The sequence below is a fragment of the Sanguibacter antarcticus genome, assembly GCF_002564005.1.
Classification (GTDB): domain Bacteria; phylum Actinomycetota; class Actinomycetes; order Actinomycetales; family Cellulomonadaceae; genus Sanguibacter; species Sanguibacter antarcticus.
Genome location: NZ_PDJG01000001.1, coordinates 798,564 through 815,718, shown reverse-complemented (window position 1 = coordinate 815,718; position 17,155 = coordinate 798,564). Strand labels below are relative to the sequence as shown.

The 17,155-nt window shown below is 69.5% G+C and carries 16 protein-coding genes; 7 read left to right on the top strand and 9 right to left on the bottom strand.

The window, feature by feature from the left end:
- The first annotated feature begins 66 nt into the window (after positions 1-66).
- Both ATL42_RS03645 and ATL42_RS03640 read left to right on the top strand, forming a co-directional pair.
- A complete protein-coding gene (locus ATL42_RS03645; RefSeq protein WP_098454191.1) occupies positions 67-984 on the top strand; it encodes a TIGR01777 family oxidoreductase in 918 nt (305 codons plus the stop codon).
- Positions 985-1,126: 142 nt separating this feature from the next.
- Complete coding sequence (locus ATL42_RS03640) at positions 1,127-2,134, top strand: IS481 family transposase (protein WP_098454190.1); 1,008 nt, start codon at positions 1,127-1,129, stop codon at positions 2,132-2,134.
- On the opposite strand, the gene ATL42_RS03635 is transcribed toward ATL42_RS03640, so the two are convergent.
- The 3 genes from ATL42_RS03635 to ATL42_RS03625 are packed head-to-tail and all read right to left on the bottom strand — an operon-like array spanning position 2,131 to position 6,908.
- Positions 2,131-3,513 carry a hypothetical protein gene (locus tag ATL42_RS03635; protein ID WP_098454189.1) on the bottom strand — a complete coding sequence of 461 codons (1,383 nt, stop codon included), beginning with the start codon at positions 3,511-3,513 and terminating at the stop codon, positions 2,131-2,133. The two genes, ATL42_RS03640 and ATL42_RS03635, sit on opposite strands and share 4 nt — an antisense overlap.
- 48 nt (positions 3,514-3,561) lie before the next feature.
- The gene (locus ATL42_RS03630) at positions 3,562-4,656 is read right to left on the bottom strand and encodes a Gfo/Idh/MocA family protein (protein ID WP_098454188.1); all 1,095 of its coding nucleotides are present in this window, start codon (positions 4,654-4,656) and stop codon (positions 3,562-3,564) included.
- Positions 4,656-6,908, bottom strand: coding sequence for an MMPL family transporter (locus ATL42_RS03625; protein ID WP_098454187.1), 2,253 nt, complete (start codon positions 6,906-6,908; stop codon positions 4,656-4,658). Before ATL42_RS03625 ends, ATL42_RS03630 begins: the two co-directional genes overlap by 1 nt.
- Before the next feature lie 59 nt (positions 6,909-6,967).
- On the opposite strand from ATL42_RS03625, the gene ATL42_RS03620 reads away from it, so the two are divergent.
- The 4 genes from ATL42_RS03620 to ATL42_RS03605 all read left to right on the top strand — a co-directional run bounded on the left by ATL42_RS03620 (position 6,968) and on the right by ATL42_RS03605 (position 9,977).
- Entirely contained in the window at positions 6,968-7,414 is a 447-nt protein-coding gene (locus tag ATL42_RS03620; protein WP_098456297.1) for a MarR family winged helix-turn-helix transcriptional regulator, read from the top strand.
- A 9-nt stretch (positions 7,415-7,423) separates the two neighbouring features.
- Positions 7,424-8,116: a lipoyl(octanoyl) transferase LipB gene (gene lipB, locus ATL42_RS03615; protein WP_098454186.1), complete on the top strand. Its 693-nt coding sequence runs from the start codon at positions 7,424-7,426 to the stop codon at positions 8,114-8,116.
- A 31-nt stretch (positions 8,117-8,147) separates the two neighbouring features.
- A complete protein-coding gene (lipA, locus tag ATL42_RS03610; RefSeq protein WP_098454185.1) occupies positions 8,148-9,158 on the top strand; it encodes a lipoyl synthase in 1,011 nt (336 codons plus the stop codon).
- Positions 9,159-9,227: 69 nt separating this feature from the next.
- Positions 9,228-9,977 (top strand): DUF4191 domain-containing protein, encoded by a 750-nt coding sequence (locus ATL42_RS03605; protein WP_098454184.1) that lies wholly within the window; start codon positions 9,228-9,230, stop codon positions 9,975-9,977.
- 87 nt (positions 9,978-10,064) lie between these two features.
- Here the strand turns inward: ATL42_RS03605 and ATL42_RS03600 are convergent, their stop codons facing one another.
- A complete protein-coding gene (locus tag ATL42_RS03600) occupies positions 10,065-10,505 on the bottom strand; it encodes an RDD family protein (protein WP_098454183.1) in 441 nt (146 codons plus the stop codon).
- A gap of 197 nt (positions 10,506-10,702) precedes the next feature.
- Here ATL42_RS03600 and glnA point away from each other — a divergent pair, with 197 nt between their 5' ends.
- Entirely contained in the window at positions 10,703-12,127 is a 1,425-nt protein-coding gene (glnA, locus tag ATL42_RS03595) for a type I glutamate--ammonia ligase (RefSeq protein ID WP_098454182.1), read from the top strand.
- Positions 12,128-12,266: 139 nt separating this feature from the next.
- On the opposite strand, the gene ATL42_RS03590 is transcribed toward glnA, so the two are convergent.
- The 5 genes from ATL42_RS03590 to ATL42_RS03570 are packed head-to-tail and all read right to left on the bottom strand — an operon-like array spanning position 12,267 to position 17,092.
- Positions 12,267-13,007 carry a haloacid dehalogenase type II gene (locus ATL42_RS03590; RefSeq protein ID WP_098454181.1) on the bottom strand — a complete coding sequence of 247 codons (741 nt, stop codon included), beginning with the start codon at positions 13,005-13,007 and terminating at the stop codon, positions 12,267-12,269.
- A gap of 5 nt (positions 13,008-13,012) precedes the next feature.
- Complete coding sequence (locus tag ATL42_RS03585; RefSeq protein ID WP_098454180.1) at positions 13,013-14,179, bottom strand: ABC transporter ATP-binding protein; 1,167 nt, start codon at positions 14,177-14,179, stop codon at positions 13,013-13,015.
- Positions 14,176-14,988 (bottom strand): ABC transporter permease, encoded by an 813-nt coding sequence (locus ATL42_RS03580; protein ID WP_098454179.1) that lies wholly within the window; start codon positions 14,986-14,988, stop codon positions 14,176-14,178. Before ATL42_RS03580 ends, ATL42_RS03585 begins: the two co-directional genes overlap by 4 nt.
- A complete protein-coding gene (locus ATL42_RS03575) occupies positions 14,985-15,857 on the bottom strand; it encodes an ABC transporter permease subunit (RefSeq protein ID WP_098456296.1) in 873 nt (290 codons plus the stop codon). Before ATL42_RS03575 ends, ATL42_RS03580 begins: the two co-directional genes overlap by 4 nt.
- Entirely contained in the window at positions 15,857-17,092 is a 1,236-nt protein-coding gene (locus tag ATL42_RS03570) for an ABC transporter substrate-binding protein (protein WP_098454178.1), read from the bottom strand. The genes ATL42_RS03575 and ATL42_RS03570 overlap by 1 nt, the downstream gene beginning before the upstream one ends.
- Positions 17,093-17,155 lie beyond the last annotated feature (63 nt).

Below are 17,155 nucleotides of genomic sequence, written 5' to 3'. Positions count from 1 at the left end.
CCTGCGTCGTCTGAGAGTCTCGGCCGCGCCCGGGCAGGCAGGCCGACCAGCGACTACGCTTGCGGCATGCCTGAGCTCGTGGACAGTCGCCAGACCATCGTCGTCGCCGGATCCAGCGGTCTCATCGGGACTGCTCTCGTCCGTGCGCTGCGCGCCGACGGCCACACGGTGCGCACGCTCGTGCGCGGACCTGCGACGACCGCCTCGCAGACGTCGTGGGACCCCGCAGGTGGTCATCTTCCGTCTGACGCCCTCGACGGCGCAGACGCGGTCGTCAATCTTGCGGGTGCAGGTGTCGCGGACCACCGCTGGACCGAGTCTTACCGCACGACCATCCTCGACTCGCGCGTCTCGACGACCTCCCTCCTCGCTCAGGCCCTGAGCGTGATCGAGCATCCTGCTCCTGTGCTCGTCCAGGCGTCAGCCATCGGGATCTACGGGGAGCGTGGCGACGAGGTCCTCACCGAGACGTCCGCGCGTGGCGACGGCTTCCTCGCAGATGTCGTCGAGCAGTGGGAGGCCGCCACGACCGTCGCCAGCGAGGCGGGCGTGCGCGTCGCGCTCGCCCGGTCGGGGATCGTCATGTCACCGACAGGCGGCGCGCTCGCCAAGCAGCTCCCGCTCGTGCGGCTCGGTCTCGGTGGTCGGCTCGGGTCCGGCAAGCAGTTCTGGAGCTGGATCACGCTCGAGGACGAGGTGCGTGCTCTGCGCCACCTCATCGCCGCCCCGGTGAGCGGCCCCGTCAACCTCACTGCGCCGGAGCCGGCACGGAACGCCGCGATCATGGCTGCGCTCGGTGCAGCGTTCCACCGCCCCACGATCCTTCCTGTCCCGGCGTTCGCCCTCAAGATCGCGCTCGGCGACTTCTCCTCAGAGATCCTCGGGTCGCAACGAGTCGTGCCAGCAGCCCTCATGCAGTCGGGGTTTCGTTTCTCTCACCCGACCTTCGACGCTGCCGCGTCCTGGCTCCGACCGCGGTCCTGACCGGGGGCGTGGCGCACCACTAGGTGTTGTGGGTCATGACGTTGGTGACATGCCGGGGAGTGTGGGCGTGAGGAAGGGGTAGGTCCCGGTCTTGCAGGATGGAAGTACTCCTACATCCGCCTGCTTGAAGGACCTACCCCTCATGACCCACGCTAATGCCCCGTTGACCCCAGCCGGAAGACTGCGCCTGGTGCAGCGCTGCGAGTACCGTCCGATCGCTCACGTCGCGGCCGAGGCGGGCGTCGCCCGCCAGACGGTGACGAAGTGGTTGCGCCGCTACGAAGCCGTCGGGGAGGTCGGTCTGGTCGACCGGTCCAGCGCCCCGCACTCGTCCCCGACCCAGACCCCGCCCGAGGTGGTCGTACGGATCGAGGAACTGCGCCGCACCCACAAGTGGACGGCCCGACAGATTCATCTCGAGCTGGTCCGTGAGGGTCATCAGATCGCGCCCGTGACCGTCGCCCGCTGGTTGCGCCGGTTGGGGATCTCCCGGCGCCGGGACATCGACCCCACCGGCGCGAGCAACCGAGTCATCAAGAAGATCGTGGCCAGGTATCCCGGCCACATGGTCCACCTGGACGTCAAGAAGGTCGGGCGGATCCCCGACGGTGGCGGCTGGCGGGCTCACGGCCGCGGATCCGAGGCAGCCAAGGCCGTTGACCGGGCCAAGACCAGGGGCGCCAGAGCCGGATACGTCTACCTGCACTCGGCCGTCGACGGGTTCTCCCGCCTGGCCTACACCGAGGCCCTGCCCGACGAGAAAGCAGTCACCACGATCGCGTTCTGGGCCCGCGCGAGGGCGTTCTTCACCGCCCACGGAATCACCCGGTTCACCCGCGTCGTGACCGACAACGGGTCGAACTACCGCGCCCGCGACTTCCACCGCACCATCGCGGGCACCGCCGCCCGCCACCAGCGCATCCGCCCCCACACGCCCAAGCACAACGGCAAGGTCGAACGTTACAACCGCACGCTCGCCGAAGAGCTCCTCTACGCCACCGAATGGACCTCAGAGACACAGCGGGCCAACGCGATCACCGTCTGGAACATCCACTACAACTACCATCGACCCCATACTGCAATCGGTGACCGACCCCCAGCCTCACGCATGCCAGCACGTGTCACCAACGTCATGACACAGAACAACTAGGCGAGCGCCTCAGGCTCGTCCTCGGTCACTGCAGAGACACGCCACCCGTCGTCGGTCAGGACGAGGAGGAGCACCGCACCCTGCGGTCCGCTCGCAGGCACCACGGACCGCAGGCCTGCCCGTCGCACCGCGTACTCGCTCGTCGTATAGACGATCTGGACGCGGGCGCTCGCACCGTCGCTCTCGAGCAGCTCCGCGGAGCTCACCGTCGCCGACAAGCCGGTGAGGGACGATCCGGCCGCGACGAGCTCGCCGACGAGATCGAGAGCCTGAGCCTGCGCAGGCGAACCCGGCGCCGTGATGTCTGTCCACGCACGAGCATCGATGTCTGGGTCGGCGGCCGTCAGACGGGCGATGAGGTCGAACCGACCTTCGGTCAACGTCGCGGCCGCCTCTGCAGGGTCGTCCGCCGAGCTGTCGGGCGTGGGATCGTCGGCCGGTGGGACGTCTCTCACGGCGGCATCCTCAGCAGCGGAGTCCACTGCTTCGGTGCGCGACGCCACGAGCGGTTCTCGTTCGTCCAGAGGCCGACCGACGCCCATCCACCACGCACCAGCCATCGTGGCCACGACAGCGAGGACCGCTCCCCCGGCGAGATACCGGGCGCGCACGTGCGACCGGCGTCCACGGGGGTGTTCGGCGTGCAGCTCGTCGCGGGCACCGTCGGAGGGCGGGCTGACGACCACGAGCGGCTGACATGCTGCGATGTCGTGGCTGAGCGAGGCAAGGGTGCCGACGCCAGGTCGGGACTGCGCGTCACCGAGGGCGCTGGTGATCGTCCTCTTCAGAGCACGCAGCGCTGCCGCGGGACGAGCCGACGCTCCGGGGCCGTAGGCGTCGACGATCACGGAGTCGGCAAGTGCTGCCAGGTGGTAGGCGTCCTCGGCGGGCGATGCGGGCAACGTGTGTGCGGCCCGGGGCTGCGGAGACGGGACGACAAGTCGCGGCTGTCCGTCGACGAGGACCACGTCGTCCACGCTCATCGGCCCGTAGACGACCCCATCGGCATGCAGTCGCGCGAGCGCCCTGCCCAGCACCACGAGCAGGGTGCTCGCCTGGCCTGCGGAGAGCCGTCCTTGCTGCGACACGAGCTCGGCGAGCGTCACAGCGGCGACAGGACGCAGGAGCGCGACCGCGTCAACGAGGTCGACCGCGTCGTCGAGCGGTTGGACCCCTGGGTCGTCGACCGTGCGCCACCGTGCCAGGTGTGCGGAGCAGCGCGCGCGGGCCGCGTCGTCCGCGAGCGGGACGACGGTGAGCGACGACCGCTGCTCGCCTCTGACGACGACAGGGGTGGTGGCCCCGGTCAGAGCGTCGTCGACCGCGTAGCCGGCGCGCACGAGCGCAGCACGTCGCGGATCGGTGAGCAGGGTCTGCATGTGTCCATCTCACAGCACCGCGGACGTCACCGGGCGTTTTCCACAGCGTCAGAGCTGCACGCGCTCCCCCGTGGCTGCGCTGCGCCGGGCCGCGTCGAGCACGCGGGCGGTGGCGACGGTGTCCGCGGGGTCGACCGGCACAGGCCCCGACTCGTGGAGCCACCGTTCGACGGCCGGGTAGAAGTCACCGTGCCCTCCGGGCGCGCTCGGTACCGGGGTGCGTTCGCTGCCGTGCGCCAACCATCCCTCAGCCCCCTCGGGAGCATCGGTGTCCATCTCGCCGAACGGGGACGACTCTGCTTCGAACGTCGTCACGACGTAGGCGCCTCGGCTGCCCAGCACGCGGGTCCGCGGCCCCGGCGCACCCACCACCGCTCCTGCTGAGAGATGACTGATGACGCCTAGCCCTCCCGGGCTCTGCGGCGCGTGGAACAGCGACAGGAAGACGTCGTCCTCTGCGGGGGTGGTGAGCGAACGGAGCTCGGCGTACACGGACTCGACAGGACCGAAGAGCTGCGTGGCCGAGTCGACGAGGTGCGTCCCGAGATCGAGCAGCAGACCGCCACCCACCGGGTCGTTCTCCTTCCACCGGTCCTGCGGCACCGGGCGCCACCGCTCCCACCTGCGCTCGAAGCGGTGCACCGTCCCGAGATCACCGGCGCGCAGGACTGCGCGGAGCGTCAGCTGCTCCGGGTCCCACCGTCGGTTCTGGAACACCGTGTACGGGGTCCCGGTGCTCGCGGCAAGGTCCACCAGAGCCTGTCCGCTGTCCGCGTCGAGCGCCGCTGGCTTGTCGACGAGCACCGGGATCCCGGCGACGAGGGCTTGTCCGACGTGGTCTTCGTGGAGGGGCGACGGGCTCGCGACGACCATGAGGTCGTAGCGGTCCCGGGCAGCCACGAGCGAGCCCAGATCCTCGTGGACGACAGCATCCGGCCAGTCCTTTTCGGCCTGGGCGACGCGCTCGGGCGAGCGCACCACGATGTCGGTCACTCGCCCGCCCGCCTCGCGAACGAGACGGGCGTGGATCCCTCGGCCCGACCCGCCGTACCCGACCAGGCCCACGCGGAGCCCAGAGCCGACGGGGCGATCGTCCCCAGAGGTCGAGGAACCGGCAGGGTCGGGAGTGCGGGGCTGTGTCATCAGTCCACACTAACCGCCACGGCAGGCTCAGCGCCTGGAGCGTCTTCGCGCGCCAGCTTGGACGGCCACCACACCACCGGACCGAGGTCGTGGACGAGCGCCGGGACGAGGAGCGACCGGACGACGATCGTGTCGAGCAGCACCCCGAAGGACACGATGAACGCGAGCTGCGCGAGGAAGAGCAGCGGGATGATGCCGAGCGCGGCGAACGTCGCGGCCAGGACGATCCCGGCAGAGGTGATGACCGAGCCCGTGACGGTGAGTCCCCGAGTCACGCCGAGGCGTGTCCCGTGCTTCACGGTCTCCTCCCGGACCCGGGTCATGAGGAAGATCGTGTAGTCCACCCCGAGCGCGACGAGGAAGCAGAACGCGTACAGCGGCACGGTCGGGTCTGCGCCGGGGAACCCGAAGACGTGGTTGAACAGCAGCGCCGAGACGCCGAGCGCCGCTCCGAACGACAGGACGTTCGCGGCCATGAGGAGGACCGCGGCCAGGACGGACCTCAGCAGGAGCATGAGGATGAGGAGGACGACCACGAGCACCACGGGGACGATGACCTGGAGGTCCCGGGTACCTGCGGCCTGCGTGTCGAGCCGTTCGGCGGCTGCGCCTCCGACGATCGCCTCGGACGACGTGGCATGGACGGCCTCGCGCAGGTTCGTGACGGTCGCGACGGCCCCCTGGGTGTCGGCGGGGTCTGTCGTGACGACGTCGATCCGGACGGAACCGTCGACGACGACCGGCGGTCCGGCGTCTGTCGCGCCCGGGCGGCCGTCGCTGGTGGACTCGGCGACGAGTGCGGCGCTCTCGACGCCCTCGACGCCTTCGGCTGCCGCGAGAACCTCGTCGGCCTGCGCCTCGGGGGCGATGATGATGGTGGGCTGGATGCTCGCTCCAGGGAAGTGCTCGACCAGCACCTCCTCGCCGTCGACGGAGTCGACCTGGGTGAGGAACACGTCCCCGTCACCCGTCCCGCTCGCATCGAGCGTGGGGACGAAGGCCGCGGCAGCGGCCAGGACGAGTGCGGTGATGATCCACACCGGCCGGTCGTGCCGAGCGACGAAGCCCGCGACCCGCGCCCACAGCCCCGTGGTCGCCACGGTGGCGGACGTGTCGGCCGCGCCGTCTGCGGCTCCGTCGACGAACGTGGGCTTGATGGGCCAGAAGACGCCGCGGGAGCGCTTGCCCCCGACGAGGAGGAGCGCCGGCAGGAACGTGAGCGCAGCGAGGAATGCGGACGCGATGCCGATGGCCGCGACCGGGCCCAGGCTGCGGTTCGATGCCAGGTCCGAGAGGAGGAGGCACAGGAGCCCGGCGATGACGGTCCCCGCGCTCGCGAGGATCGGCTCGAAGCAGGCACGCAGCGCTCGGCGCATAGCGGTCGACGGGCTCAGGACGTGCTTGAGCTCTTCGCGGTAGCGCGCGACGACGAGCAAGGAGTAGTCGACAGCGGCTCCGACGACGAGGATCGAGAGGATGCCTTGAGCCTGGCCGTTGAGGACGAGCACGCCTGCGTCCGCGAGGTAGTAGACGAGAAGGCCTGCGAGCGACAGGGCGAAGACCGCTGTGATGATGACGATGAACGGCAGGATCGGCGAGCGGTAGACGACAGCGAGGATGAGGAGGACAGCGACGAGCGCGACGAGCAGGAGCACAGTGTCGATGCCGCCGAACGCGACGACGAGGTCAGCGATGAATCCGGCAGGTCCGGTGACCCACACGTCGAGGCCTGCGGCGTCGAGCTGCTCGGCGACACCGTCGCGCACGGCCTCGACGACGGTCGGGGTGAGCGACTCGCCGTCCTCGAGCAGGTCACCTGCACGTGCTGCGTCGAAGGAGACGGTCACGAGCGCGGCGAGACCGTCCTCGGACGGGATGACGACGGGTGGCGACGTGAGCACGTCGGCCAGGGTCTGCGGGTCGCTCGGCCCGGCGCCGGGGATGGCGAGCCCAGGGATGTCTTGAGCGATCGCGTCAGCTGCCGCGAGCTGGTCGGCGGTCAGCGGCTGACCGTCCTGAGTCTCGAGCACGACGAGCGCGGGCAGGCTCTCCGTATCGACGAAGTCGCTCGAGACCGCCCCTACCTGGGTCGACTCTGCGCTCGTCGGCAGGGACGCCGCGGCATCGTTCGTCTGGACGGAGCTCAGCTTTCCCTGAGCCTGACCACCGACGCCGCCGATGCCCAACCAGATCGCGAGGACCGCCACTATGATCAAGCCGCGCAGGACGCCGCCACTCTTTTTACTCAGCATGCTGAGTATTGTTGACGAGGCTCGGCCTGCACGCAACACGAATGATGGACGGAGGACAGATGGACGACGATCCAGCGTCGTGGGCGACCGGTCGGCTCCTCTCCCACGTGTCACGAGACCTCGAGCGCCAGTGGAACACCCACCTCGGAGCGTGGGACCTCAACCACGCGAGCCTGCCTGTGCTGCTCGCCCTGCTCGGCTCCGACCACTCCCAGCGAGAGCTCGCGAACGCCTCGGGCGTGACAGAACAGACGATGAGCCGGATCGTCGGCCGGCTGGAGCGGCACGGCTACGTGACCCGGACCGCGAGCCCGAGCGACGCACGCCGCCACGTGGTCCACCTCACGGGCACAGGACGCACCGTGGCCCTCGAGGCCGCCGACCCCCAGACGGGCGAGGAGATCGCGACCAAAGGCCTCGCCCCCGAGGACGTCACCCGCCTCCGCACGCTGCTGGTGGCCATGGTCCACGCCTCTGCCGGAGAGATCGAGCCGTCCACGAGCTAGCCTGAAGCCATGGAGATCCTGTCACTCGGCCTCGGGGAGTCCCTCGCCGACTACGAGACCACGTGGGCGCTCCAGCGGGAGATCCACGGCGAGGTGGCGGACGGGACCCGTCCTGACACCGTCCTGCTCGTCGAGCACTCGTCCGTCTACACGGCAGGCCGCCGCACCCGCATCGCCGAGCGCCCGGCCGACGGCATCCCGGTCATCGACGTGGACCGCGGCGGGAAGATCACCTGGCACGGTCCCGGGCAGCTCGTCGCCTACCCGATCGTCCGGCTCGCAGAGCCGATCGACGTCGTCGAGTACGTGCGGGCGCTCGAGCAGGCGGTCGTCGACCTGTGCGCCGACCTCGGCCTCGCCACGGTCCGCGTGGACGGGCGCAGCGGAGTCTGGTTCCCAGCGACCCCGAGCAGGCTCGAGCGCAAGGTCTGCGCCATCGGCGTCCGCGTGGCACGCGGGGTGACCATGCACGGTCTGGCGCTCAACTGCGACCCCGACCTCGGCGCCTTCGGCACGATCGTGCCCTGCGGGATCTCTGACGCCGACGTCACGTCACTCAGCGACGAGCTCGGGCGTCCGTTCGGCCCGCTGGACGCAGAACCGTTGCTGCGCCACCATCTCGCGGCGCGTCTACCTGCACTGTCACAGACGTCACGTCTCATCACCGCAGACAGCACTGGAACTGCGACCTCGCTGACGTAGGCTGATCCGAACCGAAACTGGGAGACAGCGCGTGACAATCGCACCTGAAGGACGACGCATGCTGCGGGTCGAGGCCCGCAACAGCGCCACCCCGATCGAGAAGAAGCCCGACTGGATCAAGACCCGCGCGACGATGGGCCCCGAGTACACCGAGCTCAAGAGCCTCGTCCGCAAAGAAGGGCTGAACACCGTCTGCGAAGAAGCAGGCTGTCCCAACATCTTCGAGTGCTGGGAAGACCGTGAGGCGACGTTCCTCATCGGTGGCTCCCAGTGCACCCGTCGCTGTGACTTCTGCCAGATCGACACGGGCAAGCCCGACGACTTCGACGCCGACGAACCTCGGCGCGTGGCCGAGTCCGTCCAGGCCATGGGCCTGAAGTACTCGACCATCACCGGCGTCGCCCGGGACGACCTCGCCGACGGTGGCGCATGGCTCTACGCCGAGACCGTCCGCCAGATCCACGCGCTCAACCCTGGCACCGGCGTCGAGCTCCTCATCCCCGACTTCAACGCGATCCCTGAGCTGCTCTCAGAGGTCTTCTCGTCCCAGCCCGAGGTGCTCGCGCACAACCTCGAGACGGTGCCCCGGATCTTCAAGGAGATCCGCCCCGGGTTCCGCTACGAGCGCTCCCTCTCGGTGCTCACGCAGGCCCGCGAGGCCGGCTTCGTCACGAAGTCGAACATCATCCTCGGCATGGGCGAGACCGTCGAGGAGGCGGAAGAGACCCTCCAGGACATGCACGACGCCGGGTGCGACCTCATCACCATCACGCAGTACCTGCGCCCCTCCGTGCGACACCACCCCGTCTCACGATGGGTCAAGCCGGAGGAGTTCGTGTACCTCTCGGACGCAGCCGAGCGCATCGGCTTCCTCGGTGTGATGTCCGGCCCGCTGGTCCGGTCGTCCTACCGCGCCGGACGACTCTGGGGCCAGGCGATGAAGCGTCGCGGTCTCGAGATCCCCGCGACGCTCGCCCACCTCGGCGAGCCGAAGTCGTCACGCCAGGAAGCGTCGACCATCCTCGCTCGGTCTCCGCGCTGAGGTCATGAGCGGCCCGGTCGGACGCGACCGGCACCATCCCCTGTATCCAGCCCCCGTAGACTGAGGATCATGGCCCGCAAGAACACTGACGCGACCCCTACGGGCGTCGCGCCGGGCGCCCAGGGCGCCCCCAAGCAGAAGAAGCCGAAGAAGATCCGCTGGTATCACCAGATCTTCCAGGCGTACAAGATGACCTACGCGCGCGACCGCAAGGCGCCGTGGGTGATGCTCGCTGCGGCTGCTGGTGTCCTGGCGGTCGCCGTGCTGCTGGGGCTCTGGTGGGGCCAGGTCGTCTACCTCATCGTCGTCGGCGTCCCGTTCGCTCTCCTCGCAGCGATGTTCGTCCTCGCGCGCCGGGCCGAGCGAGCCCAGTACGCCGAGATCGAAGGACAGGCCGGCGCGTCGCGCGCTGCGCTCGGCACGGTCCGCCGTGGCTGGTCCTTCGACGACGAACCTGTGGCCGTCGACCCGAAGACCCAAGACCTCGTGTTCCGCGGCCTCGGCCGGGCGGGCGTCCTGCTCGTCAGCGAGGGCCCTTCGCACCGGGTGAAGAAGCTCCTCGATGCGGAGCAGCGCAAGCTCGGTCGCGTCCTGTCAGGGGTGCCGGTCATCGTCGTCCAGTGCGGCTCTGAGGAAGGCCAGGTCCCGGTCGCAAAGCTCGGGCGGCACGTGCAGAAGCTCAAGCCGAAGCTCACGAAGGCGGAGGTCGGCGAGGTCGGCAAGCGCCTGACTGCACTCGGCAAGATGCGCATGCCGATCCCCAAGGGTGTCGACCCGAACCGTGCCCGGCCAGACCGCAAGGGCATGCGCGGGCGCTGAGCAGCGCACCCACGGTTCTCCCCACGACGGCACCGCTCGACGACGAGCGGTGCCGTCGTCGTGTCCGGCGAGAATCGCCGTCTGTGGTCAGGAGCGGACGATGATCGTCCGCGCGGCCTTGTCGTGCATCCCCCGACCGTCCGCGTCCCAGATGGCAGCAGGAACGACGAGGACGAGCAGGACCGTGCGGATCGCTCCACGGAGGAAGCCCATCATCAGCGCCTCACGGCCCTCGGTCCGCACCCGGAGCCCGAACAGCCTGTGACCGACGGTCGCGCCGGCGGTCGAGACGAGCACGAGGTTCTCCACCGCGAAGATCCCCAGGGTCGCCATCGGAGCCCCGTCGAACAAGAGGTACCCGACGAGCATGGACAAGAGCCAGTCGACGACGAGCGCACCGAGGCGCCGGCTCACGGGCGCGAACGAGCCGCGACCCGAGGCAGGAAGCCCCAGCCGCTCGTCTCTTCCGCCGACGTCGCCCGACGGCGAGCCGCCGAGCCAGGAACCAAAGTCTTCTCGTGATGCCACCCCTCAAGCGTACGTGCGCACGTCGGCGGTCCAGCGGTAGGGTCGAAGAGCCGTTGGGACGGTTGCGTCACACGAGTGTCACGCAGCGGACACATTGGTAACACGTGCGAAACACGTGCAACATGGGAGCGAAACTCACTCCCTCTAGTTTTCAAGGTGCCCGGGTACGCAGGGCGACATCGACCAAGGAGCAATGGATGTTCACCACAGCCGATGAGGCAATCGCCTTCACGAAGAACGAGGGCGTCGAGTTCGTCGACGTCCGGTTCTGCGACCTGCCCGGCATCATGCAGCACTTCAACATTCCGATCGCCCAGTTCGAGGAGTCGGCCTTCACCGACGGCATGATGTTCGACGGCTCGTCGATCCGCGGCTTCCAGGCGATCCACGAGTCCGACATGAAGCTCATCCCGGACGTCACCACGGCGTACGTCGACCCGTTCCGCAAGCGCAAGACGCTCATCGTGAACTTCTCGATCGTCGACCCCTTCACCGACGAGGCGTACTCCCGCGACCCGCGCAACGTCGCAGCCAAGGCCGAGGCCTACCTGCGCAGCACGGGCATCGCCGACACCGCCTTCTTCGCCCCTGAGGCCGAGTTCTACATCTTCGACGACATCCGGTTCAAGTCGGGCCAGAACGAGTCGTACTACCACATCGACTCCCAGGAAGCAGCCTGGAACACGGGCCGCGTCGAGGAGGGTGGCAACCTCGGCTACAAGACCCGCTACAAGGGCGGCTACTTCCCGGTCTCCCCCAGCGACCAGATGGCGGACCTGCGCGACGAGATGTGCGCAGTCCTCACCGATGTCGGCCTCGACGTCGAGCGTGCGCACCACGAGGTGGGCACCGCCGGTCAGCAGGAGATCAACTACCGCTTCAACACGCTGCAGCACTCCGCTGACGACCTCATGAAGTTCAAGTACGTCGTGAAGAACGTCGCCTGGGACGCCGGCAAGTCCGCGACCTTCATGCCGAAGCCGATCTTCGGTGACAACGGATCCGGCATGCACTCGCACCAGTCCCTGTGGAAGGACGGCGTGCCGCTGTTCTTCGACGAGAAGGGCTACGGCGGACTGTCTGACATGGCTCGCTGGTACATCGGTGGCCTGCTCAAGCACGCGCCGGCGCTGCTCGCCTTCACGAACCCGTCGGTGAACTCCTACCACCGCCTGGTCCCCGGCTACGAGGCGCCCGTCAACCTCGTCTACTCGGCGCGCAACCGCTCCGCCTGCATCCGTATCCCGGTCACCGGGAACAACCCCAAGGCCAAGCGCATCGAGTTCCGCGTCCCCGACCCGTCGGCGAACCCGTACCTCGCATTCGCGGCGCAGCTCCTCGCGGGCATCGACGGGATCAAGAACCGCATCGAGCCGCCGGAGCCGGTCGACAAGGACCTCTACGAGCTCCCGCCCGAGGAGCACGCCGCGATCCAGCAGGTTCCCGCGTCCCTCGGCGAGGCTCTCGACGCCCTCGAGATCGACCACGACTTCCTCACGGTCGGCGACGTCTTCACGCCTGACCTCATCGAGACGTGGATCGACTACAAGCGCACCAACGAGATCGACCCGATCCGTCTGCGTCCCCACCCGCACGAGTTCGAGCTCTACTACGACATCTGAGTCGTAGGCCGTCCAGAGCCCGCTCTGCCCTGCCGACATTGTCAGCAGGGCAGAGCGGGCTCTGTCGTCTGGTGTCGACGTGGCTCGATCGGCTGCCTCCGAGCCTCAGAGACTCGACGCATCGTTCCGGCTCGCAGGCTCAGCTGAGCTGAGCGGCCAGGTCGACGAGAGACGACGCCTGAAGATCCGGCGCGACGAAGTGTGCCGGATAGGGGGCTCCGCTCCTGTTGAGCCACGCGGTAGCAAGCCCGGCTCGCGAGGCGCCGTCGATGTCCCAGGGGTGGACTGCGACGAGCATCGTCTCTTGAGCATCGGCGCCGCACCGCTCCAGCGCGGCGTCGTACGCAGCGCGGGCGGGCTTCCAGAGCCCAGAGGACTCCACGCTCAAGAGGCTCTCGAAGCACGGCCGGATGCCAGCACGCTCGAACAGCGACTCGGCAACCGAGACGGCCCCGTTGCTCAGGGTCACCAGACGGATCCCGAGCGCCTCGAGGGCGCGGACACCGTCAGGCACGTCAGCGTGCACGGGCAGGTCTGCGAACCCCTCCATGATGTGCTCGATCGCTGCCTGCGCCGGACGGTCGAGCGGGAGCCCGTAGAGGGTGACGCCCAACGAGTCGGCAGCGATCTGAGCGAAGGAGGCGCTGGTGCCGACCGCAGCGAGTGCGAAGCCGTCACGGAGCACCCCGGCGAACCAGGTGGCCGCCAGGTGTGCCGGCGCGCCGACGTCCACGAACCGGCGTGCCATCGGCCCCATGTCCGAGAGAGTCTCGTTCACGTCGAACACCACGAGCTGTGGGCGTCGGGGACCGTCTGGGCTGACGGGGTGGTCGGCACCGGCGCGCGGCCGGTCACTGGGGTCGGTGTGGTCGGTGGGCATGCTTCTCACCGTAACCTCTCCCCCTGCTCGAGGCGCGTCGTCGGTCCGGTGCCCTGGTGCCTGCCCGCGTCGTGCTCGCGGAGCTCGACGAGCCGCTCCCCCACCTCACCGTCAGGGCACGGGACCGACCACAGCGCATCGCTGCTCGGGACGAGCACACCGGTCCGGTCGCCGAGCCGCAGGACGGTTCCCAGCCTCACCTCGACGTCCAGGCGGACCCGCTGTCCCGTCGCCGAAGGATCGAGCTCGACGGTGACCTCCTGGCGCGGTCCCGACTGCCGTACCTGCACGACACGTCCAGCGAGCGCCGACCCAGCGTCGACGGCCACGAGCTCGAGCCGTTCCTTGCGGACGAGCAGGATGGCTGCCCCCGCCACCCGACAGGTCGCCGGCAGGGTGAACGAGCCCAGGTCCGAGCGGTGCACCCCGGCCGAGACGTGCCCGGTCACCTCGTTGAACCCGCCGACGAGGCGTGCCACTGCGACGGTCTTCGGTGCCGCATAGAGCTGGGCTACGGCGTCGAGCTGCTCGACGCGCCCGTCGACGAGCACCGCGACGCGGTCGGCCAGCCCAGCCTCGTCGAGGTCGTGGGTGACGATCACGATCGTCGGGCTGAGCGCCGCACGCACCTCCATGAGCAGCTGCTGCATCGCGCCCCGCAGGCTCGTGTCCAGCGCGCTGAACGGTTCGTCGAGAAGCATGACGCGTCGGGTGGCGGCGAGCCCTCGAGCGAGCGCGACCCGCTGCTCCTGCCCGCCGGAGAGCTCGCGCGGCCGACGCCGACCGAGGTCCCCGAGGTGGACCAGCTCGAGGTACCGCTGCGCGGCTGCCCGGCTCTGCCGTCGGCTGAGCCCTCGCAGACGGTCAGCGAAGGCGATGTTGTCCAGGACGTTCAGGTGCGGGAAGAGGTGCGGCTTCTGGAACATGACTGTGAGGTCGCGTCCCTCCGGGGGAACATCGAGGACGCTGATTCCGTCGATGAGGACGTCACCGGTCTCGGGCTGCTCCAGCCCCGCGGCGACTCTCAGCAGCGTCGTCTTGCCCGAGCCGGACGGCCCCACGACCGCGACCATCTCTCCGTCCTGGACGTCGAGGTCGATCCCCGCCAGGGTCGGCCTGCCGGCGCCCGGGTGACAGTAGGTGATCGCGGACAGCTCCAGTGCGGTCGTCATGATCGTGCCGCCGAGCGGCGACGGGCACCGGCGAAGGCAAAGACCGCCAGCGCCAGCACCGGAGGGATCGTCGCTGCGAGCGCCAGTGCCGCTGTCTGGGGGTCGTTGCCTGACCCGGCGGCGGACGAGCCGATGAGCATGGGGGCAGTGATGAGCTGGCCGCCACCGATGAGCAGGGTCACGGTGTAGTCGCTCCATCCGACGAGAAAGGCGAGCCCGGTGGCTGTCACGACGCCGGTGGACGCCGCCGGGAGCGTCACCCGGAGCCGGGCCTGGCGCGCGTTCGCCCCGAGCACCCGCGCTTGTTCCTCCAGCGCGGGGTCGACCCCGAGGTAGGTGGCCCGCATGGTGAACGTCGTATAAGGCAGCGCGAAGACGCTCAAGACCAGCACCACTGCTACCTCCCCCGGGACTCCGAGCCGCAAGACGACCACGTCGAGGCCCATCGCGACGGCGAACGGAGCGAGCACGACGGGCGCCAGCAAGACTACCGACGGCAGCGCCGGCCTGCGGAGCAGGTGCCACCCCAGCGCCCGGCCTGCCATGACCCCGAGAGGCGTAGCGACGAGCGCCACGGCGACACCGAGCGCGGCTGAGCGGACCAGTGCCGGGAGCAGTCCGCCGTCGAGCGCCTCGTCCCATCCGCGCAGCCCCAGGTCCTGCGGCAGCCGGGACGTCCCTGACCACCGTGATGTGCCTGCCCACACGACGAGGGGGACGAGAGGCACGACCAGCCAGAGCACGACGAGGGCCGACGTGGTGACGGAGCGCGGACGGCGGACGGCGCGCGCAGCTGTGTGTCCGCTCATCGTTCGGCTCCCAGTCGCCGCAGGAGAGGGAGCGCGGCTGCGACGGCGAGGAGGGCGATCGCCGTGGCGACCACCGCGACCGCCGCAGCCTGGGGCCGCGCCGCGACGTCGATGTCGGTGAAGAGCCGGTAGGCCATGACCGGGAGGGGTTCGGGGTGCGCACGGCCCAGGAGTCGGGCGACCTCGTATGTTCCGAGAGAGTAGACGAAGACGATGAGGGAGGACGAGGCGAGGGCAGGTGCGGCCAGCGGCAGCAGGACGCGTCGCCACTGCGCACGAGGGGGTGCACCGAGGACGGCGGCGACCTCACGCAGGTCGGAGTAGCGGCGGCCGGTGGACGCGACCACGACGAGGGCGACGAACGCGGACTCCTTCCAGGCGAGCTCGAGCACGGTCGCCCAGGGCCAGCGTCCGCCGACGAGCTCTGGCCACGACGCAGGGGGGATCCCCAGCCACCGCTGGGCGAGGCCGACGTCCGAGAGCAGCAGCCCGGTCGTCGTCGCGCCGACGAGGTGCGGAACGGTGAGGACTCCCACGGCCAGGCCGACGACGAGGCGTGCCCGGGTGCCTGAACGCAGGACGAGCGTCGCGATGGCCAGCCCCATGGTCGCGGAGAGCACCGTCGCGGCCGCTGCCGTGAGCAGCGACTCCTGGGTCGCCGCGCGGAGGTCGCCTGCGACGGTGGTGAAACCGTCGAGGCTCAGCCGCGGCTGCCCGACGAGAGGCACGAGGCCGATGCTCGTGGCGAGCACGGCACCGAGGGCGGTACCGGTGACGACCACGACGACGGCGACCGAGGGTGCCACGAGCCGGGCGCCGCCGAGCCTGACGGTCGTTGGCCGCCCGCCAGCGCTCGGGGAACGACGCATCAGGACCCGGAACCGAGAACGGTTCTGCGCCACCCGTCGTCGAGACGAGAGACCCACGAGGAGGCGAGCTCCGGGTTTGCGTCGCGCGAGAGGACGTCGTACGGCGGGACGACGGTCGAGACCGGGAGGTCGTCGAACCGCGCCTGGTCGGTCGCGCTGAGCAACGATGTGTCGAGCACGGTGAACTGCCCCCACGTGTCGGGGTCGGCCTTGATGGCCTGCTGCTCGGGCGAGAGCGCGAGGTCGGCGACCACCATGGCCCCCTCGGGGTCACCGGCCGAGGACGGGATCGCCAGGAAGCTGGCGTTCCCGATGGTTCCCTCGTCGAGCGCCAAGACACGCGTCGTCGCCGGGAAGGTGCCGTCGGCGACGAGCTGCGTCAGGGTCGCCGGCCCGTACGTCATCGTCATGTCGACCTCGCCGTCAGCGTAGAGCCGGTCGAGCGCGACCGAATCGGACGGGTACGTCCGGCCCTCGCGCCACAGGGACGGCGCGACGTCGTCGAGAGCGTCCCAGAGGCCTGGCGTGAGCGCGTCGTACGCGGCCTGGTCGAACTGCGCCGGGATCTGGTCGGCGCCGCCTGCTGTGCTGTAGAAGACCTGTCGGACGAAGACCGAACCGGTGAAGTCGGGTGGGGCCGGGTACGTGAAGCGCCCCGGGTTCGCCTGTGCCCACTCGAGCACCCCGTCGATGGTGGTCGGCGGGACCGGGACGCGCGCCGAGTCGTAGACCAGCGTGAACTGGGCCTTGTGCCAGGGGGACTCGCAGCCGTCGACGCTCGTGCCGAAGTCCTCGGTGACGAGCGCGTCGTCCGGCGCGACGTACGTCATGTTCGGGAGTACGGAGGACCAACCGCAGCGCCAGGCGTCAGCCTGCTTGCCGGTCGCGAAGCTGTCGCCGTTCACCCAGACCAGGTCCACCGCACCGTCCTGCGTACCGGCCTGCCGCTCGGCCAGGATGCGGGTCATGGCGTCGGTGGTGTCCGCTACCGGGACGCGTCTCAACGTCACGCCGAGCTCCGCCGCGGCCGGCGTGAGCACGTCGTCGACATAGGCGTTGCCCTGCTGGTCTCCCCCGTACATCCACAGGTCTACGGTCTGGCCCGTCGCCTCCTGGGTGATCTGTGTCCACGACCTCGTCTCGGAGGCTGACCCGGCCGGCGCGCTCGGAGCCGCACACCCCGAGACTGCTGCACCGAGCAGCAGGGTCGGCACGATCAGTCGGGCAGAACGCATGGGATTCGGACCTCCGGGAAGGGAATGTGTCGAGTCGGGAACACGCTGGGGTGGTCAGGGACT

What these genes read in the sequence shown, in the direction of transcription:
- ATL42_RS03590 (WP_098454181.1), bottom strand. Translation starts at nt 13,007, where the DNA reads ATGCCCACCGACCACACCGACCCCAGTGACCGGCCGCGCGCCGGTGCC.
- glnA (WP_098454182.1), top strand. Translation starts at nt 10,703, where the DNA reads ATGTTCACCACAGCCGATGAGGCAATCGCCTTCACGAAGAACGAGGGC.
- ATL42_RS03585 (WP_098454180.1), bottom strand. Translation starts at nt 14,179, where the DNA reads ATGACGACCGCACTGGAGCTGTCCGCGATCACCTACTGTCACCCGGGC.
- ATL42_RS03605 (WP_098454184.1), top strand. Translation starts at nt 9,228, where the DNA reads ATGGCCCGCAAGAACACTGACGCGACCCCTACGGGCGTCGCGCCGGGC.
- ATL42_RS03645 (WP_098454191.1), top strand. Translation starts at nt 67, where the DNA reads ATGCCTGAGCTCGTGGACAGTCGCCAGACCATCGTCGTCGCCGGATCC.
- ATL42_RS03620 (WP_098456297.1), top strand. Translation starts at nt 6,968, where the DNA reads ATGGACGACGATCCAGCGTCGTGGGCGACCGGTCGGCTCCTCTCCCAC.
- ATL42_RS03625 (WP_098454187.1), bottom strand. Translation starts at nt 6,908, where the DNA reads ATGCTGAGTAAAAAGAGTGGCGGCGTCCTGCGCGGCTTGATCATAGTG.
- ATL42_RS03570 (WP_098454178.1), bottom strand. Translation starts at nt 17,092, where the DNA reads ATGCGTTCTGCCCGACTGATCGTGCCGACCCTGCTGCTCGGTGCAGCA.
- ATL42_RS03575 (WP_098456296.1), bottom strand. Translation starts at nt 15,857, where the DNA reads ATGCGTCGTTCCCCGAGCGCTGGCGGGCGGCCAACGACCGTCAGGCTC.
- ATL42_RS03640 (WP_098454190.1), top strand. Translation starts at nt 1,127, where the DNA reads ATGACCCACGCTAATGCCCCGTTGACCCCAGCCGGAAGACTGCGCCTG.
- ATL42_RS03635 (WP_098454189.1), bottom strand. Translation starts at nt 3,513, where the DNA reads ATGCAGACCCTGCTCACCGATCCGCGACGTGCTGCGCTCGTGCGCGCC.
- ATL42_RS03630 (WP_098454188.1), bottom strand. Translation starts at nt 4,656, where the DNA reads ATGACACAGCCCCGCACTCCCGACCCTGCCGGTTCCTCGACCTCTGGG.
- ATL42_RS03580 (WP_098454179.1), bottom strand. Translation starts at nt 14,988, where the DNA reads ATGAGCGGACACACAGCTGCGCGCGCCGTCCGCCGTCCGCGCTCCGTC.
- lipB (WP_098454186.1), top strand. Translation starts at nt 7,424, where the DNA reads ATGGAGATCCTGTCACTCGGCCTCGGGGAGTCCCTCGCCGACTACGAG.